Genomic DNA, 15,659 nt, shown 5'->3' with positions numbered 1-15,659 from the left:
TGGGCGTTTTGCTACAAAAGCCGCCTTTTCTCTCTGTTGGCCAGGGGCGGATCTGTCCTGACGATCAAACCCGGGCGGCATGGAAACAGTTGCCGATCTCCCGGTTGACTATGCGGGCAGGTGGCCCGCCAGGCCAACCGTTCGCTGGCCGAAGTGCGGGGAAGTCGTGGCCGGGGCAGGGCCATCGAAAGCATGGGGGCCGGAACCGCCAGTTGAACGAGTACGAAACCAACCCCTGTAGCCTACTGTGGGCTGTTCTCGAAGAGCTTGAGCGCCTCCTCATCTTTATACCTGACAATTTGCTCCTTCAACTGCTTTTTCAGCGAAGCGGTTACGCGCTCGTAGCCCTTCCGGCCATATAAATTCCGCCTATTTTGCGGGTCTTGCTGAATATCGTACAGCTCCCAAAAATCGTCTGGACCATAAAAACGAGCCAGCGTATATTGCCTGGTACGCAGCCCGAAATGGGGCGAGACATGGTGCGGCTGCGGATATTCATAGTAGTGATAATAGGCATCGTTCCGCCAGGGTTTCTTTCCCCCGGTCAGTAAGGGTAGGAACGATTCCCCCTGCATATAGGCGGGAACGGCCGTTCCTGCCAGGTTAAGCAATGTCGGTGCCCAGTCGACGTTCGAGACAACCTGCCTGACCTGACTGCCCGGGGTAATGACGCCCGGATACCGAATGACAAACGGCGTTTTGAGCGATTCCTCGTAAATCCAGCGCTTATCGAACCAGCCATGTTCGCCCAGATAAAAGCCCTGATCGGAAGTGTATACGACGACCGTATTTTGGGCCAGCCCGGTTTGGTCCAGGTAGTCGAGCAGCTTGCCGATGTTGCGGTCCAGTGACCTGGCGGTCGCTAAATAATCTTTTAAGTAGCGCTGGAATTTCCATTCGGTCAACGCCTTGCCCGACAGCTTTTTATCGTCAAATTCCTTACTGATCTTCGCGTAGTAGCTCGAAAACGCTTTTTTCTGCTCAGGGTCGAGGCGGCGATAGGCACCGTCCCGCACAGATGCATCCAACTGTTTCTCCTGGGCGGCGGTAGTTGGTGCATCGTTGTAGCGTGTCTTCTTCAACGCAGCTCGCTCTGTTGTCAGCTTTGCTTCGTCAAGCCCATAGTCGGCGTGTACTTTCAGGTCAGATGTCAGGATCATTGTTTTTTCAATGCTCATATCCTGCTTTTGGGCCGCCACACGCCCCGCATACGTATCGTAGAACGTAGATGGGATCGGGAACGTAACGGTATCATACGCGCCTAGATCCTCGATAGCGGGCATCCACTCGCGGTGCGTTGCTTTATGGCCAACGACCAGAAAAAACGGTTTCGACGGGTCCCGATGGGCCAACCAGTTGGTAGACAGGCTCGTTACCACATCGGTAACGTACCCAGGATGGCGCGTCGTTTTGTTATTGGAGTCGACGAAATCGGAATTGTAATAACTACCGTGGCCCGGCAGAACATTCAGGTAATCGAAGCCGTGGGGCAGGCTACCCAGATGCATTTTGCCGACCCAGGCGGTTTGGTAGCCATTCTTCTGCAACTCTTCAGAAAAGACCGGCTGATTGATGTCAAAAACCTTCTCATTGAACTTATAGCCGTTCCTGTGCGAAAACTGGCCGGTCAGCAAGGTAGCCCGGCTAGGACCGCAGATTGAATTGGCTACGACATTGTTGTAGAGAATGGCTCCTTCGCGCGCTATCCGGTCAATGTTCGGGGTTTTAGCCAGCTTACTACCGTAGGCACCAATGGCCTGGGACGTGTGGTCGTCTGAAATAATGAAAATAATATTGGGCCGGGCGGGTGGAGCGCCGTTTTCTGCCTCTGGCGAAAACGTCGTCGCGACCGACAGGAGCAGCCCTAAAATACCCATCCCTTTTAACCAGTTAGGCAGGAAAGTGAATTGCATGATCGAGTGCGAGTAAGTTCTTTGGCAAGCGTGAAACGAGGGTGAACACAAGAGGCAGTAGTACCGTATCAAGACAAAGCCAGCGTGGGCCAGTTGCTAATTGCCTGCGCCCCCTGTTCTGCCGGAAGTGCGTGTTGCGCCCGGAATGTCAGCCAATCAGTTCCCCGTTGTAATCGCTGTCTTAATCCTTATTCTGCTGGAAGCGCGACTCTGAAGTGTAGAGAGCAGGTCACCTCTATTGATCCTGCGCGTAGTTGTCGAATTTTTTCACCACCGGGCGCGTTTCCTGACCAATGGGAAGTCGTCCAGGGCGTTGGAGTAGGGTCTTTGGGCATGAACTCGTCCCGTTATGAAGCACCTCAGTGTTAAACAAAAAACGCTAACCTGTTGACAGTTAGCGTTTTCGTGTGTTTTTGTATTCGGATGAATACTTAAAATGTGCTCCCGAAGGGATTCGAACCCCTATCGTCGGTACCGGAAACCGAAATTCTATCCATTGAACTACGGAAGCAGGTACAAGCCCAAGCGAGCCGATGGGCCTGTTTGGGAGTGCAAATATAGCGGTTCTGCCGGGTTAAGCGCAAGTGCAAGTTTGAAAAACCAGCAACGTGCCCACTTTCTACAGTAGTTTCATCGTATCGTAGTCGCCCACTTTTTGCAGATACAGGTAGTGAATCAGCAGCCCGTTCACATTGTTCACCAGCTTGTGCGCCTCCGGGATGGTGGCAATAACGGAGGTAATGCGCTCTAATTCAGACTCGCTGTCCATCTTCTGAAGGTGAAACCGCATGATTTCGTCGCGCGACATGGTCTTCTCCACAAAATAATAATGCATGGCTTCGTCGCTGGTGCCGGTGCTGGGGTACCATAGCCTCGGATTTAACTTCGTCAGCTCATCCGGGGTGATTTGCAGGCCAATTTCTTCGCCTACTTCGCGGGCAGCCGTATCAGTCGGGTCATCGTCAACGTCGACCATACCGGCGGGGTGTTCGTAGGTTTGGGACCCATCGGAGATGCGGCGCTGCCGGACAAGGACTACGAACTTCTCGCCGGTCTTGTCATCAATCAGACAGACGAGCACCGAAGCGGCGTGCCCTTTCAGGAAACAAACGGGCGGAATCTTGTCGCCTTCGGGCGTATCGGCGTCGACGGTGAGCATGGCGAAGAGAACTTCACCATTATGACGACGGCGGATGAAATGATCGCTAATTTTGTGGATGGTCAGGCCGTTGAGTTCGAGCTGCTTTTTCCAGAATTTGAATTTCGGGGCGTCTTCTAACTGTTCCATAGTATTGATTCAACAGACGCCGTTACCTGCGCCTAGCTATACATTATGCTCTCAAAGATACTCATTGGCCTGTTGGTCGTTCTGGTTGTGTTTTTTCTGGTAGCCCTGCTCATTGGGTACCTGATCTCGGCTCCGCACTACAAAGGGCCTGTTTCTGACCATTTCAACGGTAAAACGTTCTTTACACCCGGTGCCCCACAGCCGCGTGGCCTGGCCGATGTTATTCGCTGGCAGCTGAATCACGACATCACCGAACCCTGGCCTGCTTACCACAACGACCCCGTTGGCAACGTACCTGATGCACAGGTACCGGCTGGTGCCGATTCAACGGGCGCATCGCCCGTACGCGTGACGTATGTGAACCATTCGACCATGTTGTTGCAATTCGACGGCCTGAATGTGCTGACCGACCCGATCTACGAAGATCGCGTTAGCCCGTTCTCCTTCGCTGGCCCGGCCCGTAGCTGTCCGCCGGGCATTCGCTTCGGGGATCTGCCCAAAATAGACGTGCTGCTCCTCAGCCATAATCATTGGGACCACCTTGAAATTGGGACGGTGAAAAAGCTGGCCGCCCGCGACAAGCCCCGAATCATTTGCCCGCTGGGTGTCAAAGCCTTTCTGGACGAGGAGGGGGTGACTAATGTTACCGAGATGGACTGGCAGCAAGCCGTGCCGATCAATGAACAGACAACCGTGCACTGCGTTCCGGCGCAACATTTCTCGGGCCGTGGTATGTTCGACCGCGACGCGACGTTGTGGGCTGGGTACGTTATCGACAATAAGGCCGCTGGGAAACTGTATTTTGCGGGCGATTCAGGCTACGGACCCCATTTCAAAGCCATTGGCAAGCAGTTTGGTCCGCTCCGGCTGGCGCTGATCCCGATCGGCGCCTATAAGCCAAACTGGTTCATGTCGCCGGTGCACGTAAATCCGGCCGAAGCCGTGCTGATTCATCAGGACGTACGTTCGCAACAGAGTGTAGCCATTCATTTCGGCACGTTTCCGCTGGCCGATGATGGGGAAGGCGAACCCGTGACCGATCTTAAAAAAGCGCTGACCAGCCAAAAAGTTGATTTCGAGCGGTTCAGAGCGCTAAAAAATGGCGAAAGTGTAAATTTTTAGCCCCCATTCCAACGTTCTTTTAAAAATTGGGGTACTGGTATATAGTTCACTTAGGATGTCGCTCCTCAGGCATCAATTCAAAAAACAATGCGTAAACTGAGTCTGGCGTTTATCGCCGCTGCCATAGCCATCTCCTTTACATCCTGCAAGGATAATTACGTCGATCCTACGCAGGATACGTTTGTTAATGATACCACAGCGATTGGCGTCTATGCCCGGAAAAACGGCCTGGCCGTGAGCGAGACAGCCTATGGCGTCCGGTATGTGATTACGCAGGCCAATCCGACGGGGAAACTGCCTGCTCAGGCCGATGAGCTGGAGTTCAAATACACGATCGCCAAACTCGACGGCACCGTGATCGATATAGCCGCCCGCGATACCGCTATTTATTTCCCGTTTGGGCTGAATGCGATGTTGCCTGGCCTGGAGGCCGGTTTTGCGAAGGTACGCGAAGGCGAAAAAGCCATCTTCCTAATCCCGTCATACGCCGCGTTTGGTACTGAAGCAGCCGTTGGCAACAAACTGCCCGCCAATACGCCCGTTCGGTTCGATGTGACGCTTAACCGCGCCCGGTCGGAAGATCAGCAGATCGAGAATTTTATTGAACGCAACAAGTACACCGTTTCTGAAATGCAGACGAACGGGCTACGGGTTATCAAAACAACGCTGAACCCTATCGGGGCACAACTGATTGATGGACAAACCGTGACGGTCAAGTATTCGGGTAGCCTGTTGCGGGCTACAAAGCCGTTTGACGACGGGGGTGGCAAAACACTCGATGTACCACTGGGCCGTAGCAGCTTCATTCCCGGATTTGAAACCGGTCTGAAATCGTTTAGGGTTGGGGAGAAAGGGGTTATTGTGTTTCCTTCTTCATTAGGATACGGCACCACCATCAAGTATGATGCAGTGGGCAACGTGGCCATTCCGCCCTATTCGCCGCTGGCGTTTACGGTAGAAGTTGTTTCGGCTAAATAAAACCGTCGGGTTCCTTTAGCATAAAAGCCCTCCAGGAAGCTGGAGGGCTTTTATGTTTATTAACCAGTGCGTATTGGTCTGTCTTTGGAGAATAGCCTTTCTTAACTATTTCCGGTTTTACTGGTTTGGCAAACAGGGTGGCGAATGGGCAGAACCAGTTCCGCCACCCGATCATCTGACAGCTTCCAGGTAACCAACGGTATGAACAAATCCTATCTCCGGTCATTGCAGATCGGTTTCATTGCTGGCATGCGCGCCATGTCGGCCCCGGCCCTTTTAAGTCGTAAACTGTCGCAGGTTATTCCGAATGAAGACCCGAAACACCTGCTGCAATACCTGGCGCAGCCCGCAACAACGAAAGTTCTTACTGCACTGGCCGGTGGCGAACTGCTGGGCGATAAGTTACCCAGCGCACCCAACCGCACGTCGCCGCCGCAGTTTATAGCCCGTATCGGGATGGGTGCTGCCTGCGGGGCGGTCGTTAGTGAGGTAGAAGGGCAGAAAATGCCGATTGGCGCTGTTCTTGGGGGTCTGGGGGCCGTGGCAGGTACGTTGCTGTTCTTCAATCTCCGCCGCTGGCTCGATCATGATCTGGGCTTACCCGACACACTTGGCGCCCTGGCCGAAGATGCCCTGGTGGCCACGGCCGGCCTGGCCATTGTAGATGGCATTAAACCCACTGGCTACCTGGCTTACTAACGTACCTGATTCTTTCGCCGCACCCTTATGAACGATTCATCTTCCGAGCAATTCGATGCCGTGATTATCGGCGTTGGGCAATCGGGTAAACCGCTGTCGACGGCACTGGCCGAAAAAGGCTGGCGCACCGCAATCATTGAGCGGAATCATGTAGGAGGGTCCTGCATCAACTATGGCTGCACACCGACCAAAACGCTGCTGGCATCGGCCGAAATGGCTTTTCAGGCCCGCCGCGCCGCCGAATACGGTATTGAAACGGCCAGCGTAAAGGTCAATTTCAAGGCGGTCATTGATCGGAAAAACAACGTGGTCGACAAGTTCAGGAAAGGAATAAGCGATTCATTCGCCGAAACCGAAAACCTGACGTTCATTCAGGGCGAAGCCCGGTTTATGGGCCCCAGCGAAGTGGCGGTAAAACTGCCCGATGGCGGCGAACGAAAGCTGACCGCCCCCCACATCTTTATCGACTGCGGCACACATCCCAAAAAGCCCGACCTGCCCGGCCTGGACACTGTGCCCTGGCTAACATCGACAGAACTGATGGACGCGACCGAGCTACCCAGGCACCTGCTGATTCTGGGTGGAGGCTACATCGGCGTTGAATTCAGCCAGATGTTTCGTCGGTTTGGTAGCGAGGTGACCATCATTGAGCGGGGTGATCAACTGCTTTCCCGCGAAGACAAAGACATTGCCGACGAACTGACGAAAATCCTGGAGGACGAAGGCGTGCGGGTGATGACCAACACCACTGTCGGCCAGGTGAGTAAAAGTGCCGATGGCGGCGTTACGCTGACCTTGAAAACGGAGGAACGCCCCCTTGCGTTGACCGGCACGCATTTGCTGGTCGTGACCGGCACCACGCCCAACACCGCCGCGCTTAACCTGGCGGCGGCTGGCATAGCAACTGATGAACACGGCTTCATTCAGGTCAATGACCGGCTGGAGACCAGTCAGCCGGGTGTCTATGCGTTGGGCGACATCAAAGGCGGCCCGGCGTTTACCCACATTTCGTACGACGATTACCGGGTAGTGAAGCAGAACCTGCTCCAAGGAGGCAACGTGTCAATTGCCGGTCGGCCGGTGCCCTATACGATCTTCACCGATCCGCAACTGGGCCGGGTTGGTCTGAGCGAAACCGAAGCGCGCGAACAGGGGAAATCGATTAAAGTGGCGTCGATGCCCATGTCGAGTGTGGCGCGGGCCATTGAAACGGAACGTACCCAGGGCCTGATGAAAGTGATTATCGACGCCGATACTGACCAGATTCTGGGCGCGGCGATTTTGGGGATGGAAGGCGGCGAGGTAATGACCATGCTCCAGATCGCGATGATGGGTAACCTGACGTACCCACGCCTCCGCGACGCCATCTTTGCGCACCCTACCCTGGCCGAAGCGCTCAATAATGTGTTCAGCAGGGTGGAGTAAGTTTGTGATCGGTTGCTGTATTGCTTCGCGAGTCGAAGGGCCCGACTCGCGAAGCAATACAGCAACCGATCAACTAATCCATTACCCCATCCGCCGTTCGCGCCAGCGGCTTGTTGACGCGGTCTGTGTCTGAAGGGCGGGGGCCTGTGGCTTCTGCTTATCCAGCAGGTACGTTGCCAGCACGGCCGCCAGTTCGATTTCCTGCGGGTCGGCTTCGGTTTTCAGCACCTCGGGTGTGAAGTAATTGGCGACGAAACCCGTATCGAACTGGCCGGAACGGAACGCATCATGTTCCATTACGAATTTGCAGAACGGCAGCGTGGTTTGTACACCCGTGATCTGGTACTCACCAATTGCCCGGATCATCTTCTGAATCGCGGCTTCGCGGTCATTGCCATACGTGATCAGCTTGGCAATCATCGGGTCATAATAAATTGGAATCGCCATGCCCTGCTCGAACCCATCATCGACGCGCACGCCGTTGCCTTGTGGCCGAACGTAGGTGTCCAGCGTACCTACGTCGGGCAGGAAATTGTTGGCGGGGTCTTCGGCATAGACACGTACCTCCACGGCGTGGCCTTTTAGTTTCAGGTCTTCCTGTTTGATCGTCAACGCTTTGCCTTCGGCGATGTAGATCATCTGCTCCACCAGATCGACGCCCGTAATCAGTTCAGTGACCGGGTGCTCTACCTGGAGGCGGGTGTTCATTTCGAGGAAGTAGAAGTTCAGGTTCGCATCGACGATGAACTCCACCGTGCCGGCTCCGTAGTAGCCACACGCCCGCGCCACATCAACCGCCGCCTGCCCCATCGCTTCCCGGATGTCGGGCGTTAGAATGGCCGATGGGGCTTCTTCCACCACTTTCTGGTGTCGCCGCTGCACCGAACATTCGCGCTCGAAGAGGTGAATGATGTTACCGTGCTGGTCGCCCAATACCTGAATTTCAACGTGGCGGGGCGAGGTGACGTATTTTTCGATGAACACCGACCCATCGCCGAACGACGAAACGGCCTCACTCACGGCGCGGTCCATCTGCTCGTCGAAGTCGGCTTCCTTTTCCACGACCCGCATGCCTTTTCCGCCGCCACCCGCGCTGGCTTTGATCAGAATGGGATAACCAATGTTGGCCGAGATGACTTTGGCTTCTTCGCGGTCATCGATGGCGTCGGGCGTTCCGGGCACCATCGGGATGTTATAGCCCGATACGGCGGCTTTAGCGGCCAGCTTGCTGCCCATCACCTCGATACTTTCGGGCGAAGGGCCAACGAAAATCAGGCCCGCTTCCCGTACCTGACGAGCAAAATTGGCGTTTTCTGACAGGAACCCGTAACCCGGATGAATGGCATCGACGCCCAGTTTCCGGCACACCTCGATGATGGCGTCGCCCCGCAAATACGACTGCGCCGATGGGGGAGGCCCCACGCAAACGGCTTCATCAGCGTAGCGAACGTGCAAGGCATTGCGGTCGGCCTCCGAGTAGATAGCCACGGTTCTGATGCCCATTTCGCGAGCGGTACGCATGACACGAAGGGCTATTTCGCCGCGATTGGCAACAAGCAGTTTATTAATTTTCATAGGGGGTAAAGGTCGTTTTTGTCGGGTGTATTGCTTTCGTGTCGAAGGGCCCGCACGCGAAGCCAGATGCGCAAGCGCGAAGCAACAGTTGACATCCGAATCTGCACTGCAACTTTAACCATTAAATGAGTACGATTGGCTTCTCTGAGCAGTAACTTTAAGAAAGTAATGTCGAGGAAAGTAACTTTGCTCTATGTCCATCAATAAACACATACTCTGGCTTTTTCTGGCCGCTGCAACGCCAGTGGGTACGCCATCTGTCGCACAAACGCCCAAAGCGCGTTACGCCGATCTGCAACAGGCCATTCGATCCGGCGGTCAGCTGGCGGGCGCGAACGGGCCACGATCGGTGAACTGGATCGATGGTGGCACACGCTTCTCGTTCCTCGACCGGGCAGGGGTAATCAAGGTGTTCTCGCCCGCTGACAAGAGCGAAACGGTGCTCTTCGATGGCAAAACCATGAAATTTCCAGGCAGCGGAAAAACGTTCGATTTCGAGTCGTTTCAATGGTCGAACGACTCGAAGAACCTGTTCTTTCAGACCAATTTCCGGCCGGTCTATCGCCGGTCGGGCATATCGGATTACTACGTCTACAGTTTGGCCGATAAGGTGCTGAAGTTGGTTGCCAAAGATGCGCAAACCGCCGAACTCTCGCCCGATGGCAAGCAGGTAGGGTACGAACGCGGCGGCAATCTGTTCGTGTTCGATTTCGCCACGCAGAAAGAAACGCAACTGACTGGAGACGCGAAAGCGGCTGTCTACAATGGCCGTTTCGGCTGGGCCTACGAAGAGGAATTCGGGTTGGCACAAGCCTGGGCCTGGTCGCCCGACAGTAAGTTCATTGCCTTCTGGCAGTCTGACGAACGGAACGTACCCATCTACCGCCTCACGAATTACCAGGGCTTCCGCGAAACCTACGATTCATTGCCGTATCCCCGCGTGGGTGACCAAAATCCGAGCGTGCGGATTGGCGCTATCGAGATTGCCAACGGTAAAACGGCGTTCATGAACGTGGAAGGCCAGCAGGGCGAATCCACGCCGGGCTATATTCCCCGCATTTACTGGACGTCGCAGGAAGGGCAACTGGCGCTGGTGCATCTGAACCGGAAGCAGAACGAACTGAACCTGTACATGGCCAACGCCCGCACCGGCGATGCTAAAGTGATCATGACCGAGACCTCGAAAACCTGGGTCGATGTGTTTGATTTCTTCGCGGGTGTGAATCACCTGTTCGAGTTTCCGCAGGGCGTGAATGAGTTCTACTGGGTATCGGAACGCGACGGCTGGGCGCACCTGTATCGCTATGATTATGCCGGAAAACTGCTGAATCAGGTCACGAAGGGCAGCTTCGAGGTGTCGACCATTCAGCACATCGATCCGAAGGCGAAAAAGGTGTATTTCACGTCGACCGAAGCCTCGCCGCTGGAACGGCAGCTCTACGTAGTGGATACCGACGGTAAAAATAAAAAGCGGTTGACAACACCTGCCGGTCGCCATACGATCAACATGTCGGACAACGGGCAGTATTTCATCGACCGTTACTCGAACGTGCAGACGCCCACGCAGGTTGACCTGCGCGACGTGAAAGGCAACCTGGTGAAGACGCTGGAAGACAATGCCCGCGTGAAAGAGTATGTGAGTACCAATACCTATTCACCTAAGGAACTAAGCTCGTTCACGACCAAAGACGGTCAGAAAATCGACATTTCGATCATCAAGCCAACCGATTTTCAGCCAGCCAGACGCTATCCGGTGGTCATTGATATCTACGGCGGGCCGGGTTCGCAATCGGTATATAACGACTGGCAGGCGCAACCCTGGCATCAATACCTGGCGCAGCAGGGGTACGTAGTGGTGGGCGTAAACAACCGGGGAAGCGGCGGTTACGGCAGCCAGTTCGAGAAGATGGTCTACGAAAAGCTGGGCTATTACGAAAGCCTGGATTTCGCCGAAACGGCCCAATACCTGGCTACGCTGCCGTGGGTCGATGGGGCGCGGATGGCCATTCGCGGGCATAGCTACGGCGGCTACATGAGCAGCTACACCATGCTGACCCACCCCGGCGTGTTCAAAGTGGCACTCGTGGGCGCACCCGTCACCGACTGGCGGCTGTACGACAGCATCTACACGGAGCGGTACATGGGGCTGGTGCCTGAAAACGACGCGGCGTATCAGAAAAGCGCGGTGACGACCTACGCTAAGAATCTGGCGGGCAAGATGTTTATCGCCCACTCAACGATGGACGAAAACGTACACGTACGCAACACCTTTCAATTGATGAACGCGCTGGAAGATGCCGGAAAAGACGCTGATCTGCGTATTTACCCACCCGGCGCCCACGGCGTAGCGTATAGCTCAACGACTTACGTACTGCTCTACCAGCAATACATGGATTACCTGAACGAGCATCTGAAAGGGGACAACATCGTTCGATAAGGTAAGAGACTTGGCGTTGGAAGTTGCTTTTGCATCTGGCTTCGCTAGTCGTGCCCTTCGACTAGCGAAGCCAGACGCAAAAGCAACTTCCAATACGAAGCTTTCCAGCGTAAAAGCAATTCGCCAACTAAAGCAGCATCAAGCAAAAAAGTAACAAACAAGCGCGTGATGGAGCGGGTTTTAGAAAGAAATCGCTCAATCGCCGTTATGGAAAACACAAGAATCAGCCGCCTGGCCACGGCTGCACTGGTCATTGGCAGCATCGTAGGTACGTACTTCTTTGCCGGTCCACGGAATAAAAAACGCCGCACCGATGTGGTGCCCGAGTTTCAGGACGAACTGGAAACCAATCTGATTACCCCCGCCAATGAAACGTTTGCGGTTGTTTGGCCGGTGATCTATACCGGTACGTTGGGCCTGGCCATACACCAGGCGTTGCCCTCGCAGGCCAGCAATCCGCGCTACGAAAAAGCGGCCCCCTGGCTGGTCGCAAATTATCTGTTGAACGGTCTGTTCGGCGTTTTCTTCTCAAGGGGTGAGAAAGAGGCGCGGGTGGCGGCCAATGCCATCACGGTGGGTACGTTGCCAACGGTACTGGCCCTGCATAATGCCCTGGGAGTTGGCCAAACGCCTGACGTACCGCAACCCGAAAAGACCTTTCATCGGGCAACGGGCATCTACGCCGGCTGGATTACGGTGGCCACGGGGGTGGCCACCACCAATCTGCTCCTTGAAGCGGGCTACCGCGTGAGTCGCGAGCGGGCGGTGCCGTTTGCAGTAGGGCTGCTCGGGGTGCTGGGAGCCATTGGCGTTAGGGTGTCGAAAAAGCTGAACGACCCCTATTACCTGTTGCCGTTTGTAGCGGGCTTTACCGGCGTAGCGGCCAAACAGGCTGGCCGAAACGAAGCCGTAGCAGCAGTCGCCGGTACGTTGGCACTGGTCAGCGCTGGCGTGTTTGTGCAGCAGGTGCAGGCACAATGGCCCAAACCAGCCCTCACTGAGCCAGAACAAGTCCAGTTCGAAGCCGCCGGAGAAGCCCGCGAAGAAATGGATCACGAGCCATATTATATTGATCTGGACTAAGCGGTTGTGCTGTCGCTCTAGGTTGCTTTGCATCTGGCTTCGCGCTGTCGAAGGGCCATGCGTCAGCCAGCTGCAAAAGCAACCCGTATAGCACCCGGCCGCCGTGTTATATTGACCTGGATTAGCGAACTTGTGGAAACCTATAAGGTCGCCAGGCCCTTATAGGTTTATCATGCACTACACCCTTTCTGTTGCCAAACCAAGCAGCCATTACATTGACGTCAGCTGTCGTATTGATGCTGTGACGGGCGATTCGCTTGCGTTGCAGTTGCCCGCCTGGCGACCGGGTCGATATGAGTTGCAGCATTTCGCGAAAAACATCCGGTCATTTGCCGTTTTTGATCAGGACGATCAGCCGTTGGCGTACCGGAAAGTGACGAAAGATCGCTGGATGGTGCAGACAAACGGTGCTACGTCGGTTCAGGTACGTTATGCGTATTTCGGACTGGTGGCCGGTGACCATAAGCTCGACGCCGGGAGCAGTTACGCCGATTCATCGCATTTCTGGTACATCAATCCGGTTAACCTATGCGTATATGCCGAAGGTCGGCTGGATGAAGCCTGTACGCTCACGCTCAACATTCCCGATGGCTGGCAAATTGCCTGTGGCCTTCCGCAAAAGGGCTACAAAACGCTACTGGCCAGCAGCTACTACACGTTGGTCGACAGTCCGCTGATTGCCTCAGGTACGTTGCAGGCCATTCATTATACAGTGCGGGAGGTTGCCGTAACGGTTTGGGTACAGGGCTGGAATTACCTGCTGCCGCCCGCTTTTGACCCCGCCCAGATCACAGCCGATTTCACCCGGTTTACCGAAGCCCAGATCAGGCTGTTCGGCGATTTCCCTGAACCGGAATACCATTTCCTGACGCTTGTGTTGCCGGTGCCCTATTACCACGGCGTTGAGCACAGGAACAGCACGGTGCTGGTACTTGGTCCTGAACTGGAAGGCCTGGCTGCTGATGGCATAACGGTTGAAGGCGCAGGCCTGTACACCGACCTGTTGGGCGTGGCCTCGCACGAACTATTCCACGCCTGGAACATCTGCCGGATTCGTCCCGCCGAGCTGACCCCCTACGATTTTACCCGCGAAAACTACTTTACCACCTGCTTTGTGGCCGAAGGGATCACCACGTACTACGGCGATCTGATGCTCCGCCGGTCGGGCGTGTTCGATGATGCGGCTTATCTGAAAGAACTGCTGGTGATTCTGAAACGTCATGTCGAGCAGGCGGGGCGGGCCTCGCTGTCGCTGACCGAATCGTCGTGGGATCTATGGCTCGATGGGTACGTTCGTGGCGTGCCCGATCGGAAAGTGTCGGTCTACCACAAAGGGGCTATCGTGTCGCTGATTCTGGATCTGCACCTGCGCCGGAAATTCAACCACGAACGCGCGCTCGACGATGTGATGCGATTGCTCTGGCAGCGCTTCGGTGCGGCTGACAATGGCCAACCCGCACGCGGCTATACATACGATGACTACCGAGCCATTGTGGCTGAAGTAGCCGACGAGCCTATGGACTGGTATTTCGACAGTTGCATCACCAGCAACGTACCCATCGATTCCGTGCTGAATGAGTACCTCGCCTTTGTGGGCCTACGGATGGACTACGATGAGGCCGGCCTCGTGGTGCTGCAATGGATCGGCCATGAGCCGGAGCGGCTGAACTGGGTACGTTGGTTTATGCAGACGTTGGTACATTGAAATGACCGTACTTCATTCAGGCATTGTTCGTGAGCGAACCGGGCATTAGTTTTAGGTTTTCGCCAAACTAAAATCTCCTCATGAACAAAAAGATAGGGCTGCTGGCGGCGCTAACGCTCTCGGCGGGCGTTGTGCTGGCACAGAATAAACCTAAGGCCGAGGACGTGCAGACGTTCACGCTCAAGAACGGGATGAAATTCATGGTCCTCGAAGACCACTCGATTCCCAACGCCAATTTCTATTCATTCTGGAAAGTAGGCTCGCGCAATGAAGTACACGGCATTACCGGCCTGTCGCATTTCTTCGAGCATATGATGTTCAATGGCGCCAGGAAGTATGGCCCCAAACAGTTCGACCGGGTCATGGAGGCCAACGGCGGGTCGAACAACGCGTATACCACCGAAAACACGACGGTCTATACCGACTGGTTTCAAAGCGGTGCCCTCGAAACGATCTTCGATCTCGAAGCCGACCGGATTCGCGATCTGGCGATTGACCCGAAAATGGTGGAAAGCGAGCGCGGCGTGGTATTATCAGAACGGAGCACTGGTCTGGAAAACAGCAATTACCGCGTGCTGAGCGAATTAGTACAGTCGGTAGCGTTTGTGGAGCACCCGTATATGTTTCCGGTCATCGGTTTCGAGTCGGACATCAAGAAATGGACGCAGGCCGATCTGGAGCGGTATTTCAAGACGTATTATTCGCCCAATAATGCCGTGGCCGTTGTGGTAGGCGACGTGACAGCCGCACAGGTGAAGAAACTGGCTGAACAGTATATAGCGCCAATTCCGGCGCAAAAACTGCCCGACAGCCTCCGCACCGTTGAGCCGCCTCAAAACGGCGAACGGCGGGCCACGACCTACAAAGATGTAGCGACGCCCAATATTCTGCTGGCGTATCACACGCCCGCCTCGCGGCACCCCGATTACTATGCGCTCGATCTGCTCAGTGGCGTGCTCAGTTCGGGTAACTCGTCGCGGCTGGTGAAATCGCTGGTGCTCGATTCAACCATTTCATCGCGCGTGTTCACCAACGCCGATATGTCGTTCGACCCGAGCCTGTTTTCTATCTACGCCATTGCCGCCAGCGGTGTTACAGCCCCACAACTGGAGCAGGCCGTGTTGCGCCAGATCGATAAGGTGATCAACGAAGGCATCACGGACGTGGAGCTGCAAAAGCTGAAAAATCAGAAGCTGATGGAGTTTTACCGGACCATGGAGTCCATTAATGGAAAGGCCAATTCGCTGGGTACGTATGAACTGTATTTTGGCGATTACAAAAAACTGTACGAAGCCCCGTCGCTCTACGAAAAAGTGACTAGAGAAGATGTGCAGCGCGTGGCCCGGACGTACCTGACCGAGCGCAACCGCACCGTGGGCTACCTGCTGCCGGAACCGAAGCCAAACCCGGCCAAAAACAACTAACAGAGCTTCC

At 55.1% G+C, this 15,659-nt stretch carries 11 protein-coding genes and 1 tRNA gene; 8 read left to right on the top strand and 4 right to left on the bottom strand.

What is annotated here, in order from left to right:
• Positions 1-242: 242 nt before the first annotated feature.
• The 3 genes from ACAW75_RS01420 to ACAW75_RS01410 all read right to left on the bottom strand — a co-directional run bounded on the left by ACAW75_RS01420 (position 243) and on the right by ACAW75_RS01410 (position 3,201).
• Complete coding sequence (locus ACAW75_RS01420) at positions 243-1,913, bottom strand: sulfatase family protein (RefSeq protein WP_370726874.1); 1,671 nt, start codon at positions 1,911-1,913, stop codon at positions 243-245.
• A 439-nt stretch (positions 1,914-2,352) separates the two neighbouring features.
• Positions 2,353-2,424 (bottom strand) — tRNA-Arg (locus ACAW75_RS01415).
• 108 nt (positions 2,425-2,532) lie between these two features.
• Positions 2,533-3,201 carry an NUDIX hydrolase gene (locus ACAW75_RS01410; RefSeq protein WP_370726873.1) on the bottom strand — a complete coding sequence of 223 codons (669 nt, stop codon included), beginning with the start codon at positions 3,199-3,201 and terminating at the stop codon, positions 2,533-2,535.
• A gap of 45 nt (positions 3,202-3,246) precedes the next feature.
• On the opposite strand from ACAW75_RS01410, the gene ACAW75_RS01405 reads away from it, so the two are divergent.
• The 4 genes from ACAW75_RS01405 (at position 3,247) to ACAW75_RS01390 (ending at position 7,425) form a co-directional block, all read left to right on the top strand.
• A complete protein-coding gene (locus ACAW75_RS01405; RefSeq protein ID WP_370726872.1) occupies positions 3,247-4,323 on the top strand; it encodes an MBL fold metallo-hydrolase in 1,077 nt (358 codons plus the stop codon).
• A gap of 87 nt (positions 4,324-4,410) precedes the next feature.
• On the top strand, positions 4,411-5,301 hold the full coding sequence (locus ACAW75_RS01400) for an FKBP-type peptidyl-prolyl cis-trans isomerase (protein ID WP_370726871.1): 891 nt from the start codon (positions 4,411-4,413) through the stop codon (positions 5,299-5,301).
• 201 nt (positions 5,302-5,502) lie between these two features.
• On the top strand, positions 5,503-6,000 hold the full coding sequence (locus tag ACAW75_RS01395; RefSeq protein WP_370726870.1) for a DUF4126 domain-containing protein: 498 nt from the start codon (positions 5,503-5,505) through the stop codon (positions 5,998-6,000).
• A gap of 27 nt (positions 6,001-6,027) precedes the next feature.
• On the top strand, positions 6,028-7,425 hold the full coding sequence (locus tag ACAW75_RS01390; protein WP_370726869.1) for a mercuric reductase: 1,398 nt from the start codon (positions 6,028-6,030) through the stop codon (positions 7,423-7,425).
• Positions 7,426-7,506: 81 nt separating this feature from the next.
• Here the strand turns inward: ACAW75_RS01390 and accC are convergent, their stop codons facing one another.
• Positions 7,507-9,000 carry an acetyl-CoA carboxylase biotin carboxylase subunit gene (accC, locus tag ACAW75_RS01385; protein WP_370726868.1) on the bottom strand — a complete coding sequence of 498 codons (1,494 nt, stop codon included), beginning with the start codon at positions 8,998-9,000 and terminating at the stop codon, positions 7,507-7,509.
• 193 nt (positions 9,001-9,193) lie between these two features.
• Here accC and ACAW75_RS01380 point away from each other — a divergent pair, with 193 nt between their 5' ends.
• The 4 genes from ACAW75_RS01380 (at position 9,194) to ACAW75_RS01365 (ending at position 15,649) form a co-directional block, all read left to right on the top strand.
• A complete protein-coding gene (locus ACAW75_RS01380) occupies positions 9,194-11,437 on the top strand; it encodes a S9 family peptidase (protein ID WP_370726867.1) in 2,244 nt (747 codons plus the stop codon).
• A gap of 207 nt (positions 11,438-11,644) precedes the next feature.
• Positions 11,645-12,520, top strand: coding sequence for a TspO-related membrane protein (locus ACAW75_RS01375; protein ID WP_370726866.1), 876 nt, complete (start codon positions 11,645-11,647; stop codon positions 12,518-12,520).
• A 172-nt stretch (positions 12,521-12,692) separates the two neighbouring features.
• Entirely contained in the window at positions 12,693-14,225 is a 1,533-nt protein-coding gene (locus ACAW75_RS01370) for a M61 family metallopeptidase (RefSeq protein WP_370726865.1), read from the top strand.
• Positions 14,226-14,305: 80 nt separating this feature from the next.
• Positions 14,306-15,649 carry a M16 family metallopeptidase gene (locus ACAW75_RS01365; protein ID WP_370726864.1) on the top strand — a complete coding sequence of 448 codons (1,344 nt, stop codon included), beginning with the start codon at positions 14,306-14,308 and terminating at the stop codon, positions 15,647-15,649.
• Positions 15,650-15,659 lie beyond the last annotated feature (10 nt).

It is taken from the genome of Fibrella arboris (assembly GCF_041321095.1).
Taxonomy (GTDB): Bacteria; Bacteroidota; Bacteroidia; order Cytophagales; family Spirosomataceae; genus Fibrella; species Fibrella arboris.
This window is presented reverse-complemented; position numbering and strand designations above follow the sequence as displayed.

Coding starts and splice junctions, on each gene's coding strand:
- ACAW75_RS01420 (WP_370726874.1), bottom strand. CDS start 1,913: ATGCAATTCACTTTCCTGCCTAACTGGTTAAAAGGGATGGGTATTTTA.
- ACAW75_RS01410 (WP_370726873.1), bottom strand. CDS start 3,201: ATGGAACAGTTAGAAGACGCCCCGAAATTCAAATTCTGGAAAAAGCAG.
- ACAW75_RS01405 (WP_370726872.1), top strand. CDS start 3,247: ATGCTCTCAAAGATACTCATTGGCCTGTTGGTCGTTCTGGTTGTGTTT.
- ACAW75_RS01400 (WP_370726871.1), top strand. CDS start 4,411: ATGCGTAAACTGAGTCTGGCGTTTATCGCCGCTGCCATAGCCATCTCC.
- ACAW75_RS01395 (WP_370726870.1), top strand. CDS start 5,503: ATGAACAAATCCTATCTCCGGTCATTGCAGATCGGTTTCATTGCTGGC.
- ACAW75_RS01390 (WP_370726869.1), top strand. CDS start 6,028: ATGAACGATTCATCTTCCGAGCAATTCGATGCCGTGATTATCGGCGTT.
- accC (WP_370726868.1), bottom strand. CDS start 9,000: ATGAAAATTAATAAACTGCTTGTTGCCAATCGCGGCGAAATAGCCCTT.
- ACAW75_RS01380 (WP_370726867.1), top strand. CDS start 9,194: ATGTCCATCAATAAACACATACTCTGGCTTTTTCTGGCCGCTGCAACG.
- ACAW75_RS01375 (WP_370726866.1), top strand. CDS start 11,645: ATGGAAAACACAAGAATCAGCCGCCTGGCCACGGCTGCACTGGTCATT.
- ACAW75_RS01370 (WP_370726865.1), top strand. CDS start 12,693: ATGCACTACACCCTTTCTGTTGCCAAACCAAGCAGCCATTACATTGAC.
- ACAW75_RS01365 (WP_370726864.1), top strand. CDS start 14,306: ATGAACAAAAAGATAGGGCTGCTGGCGGCGCTAACGCTCTCGGCGGGC.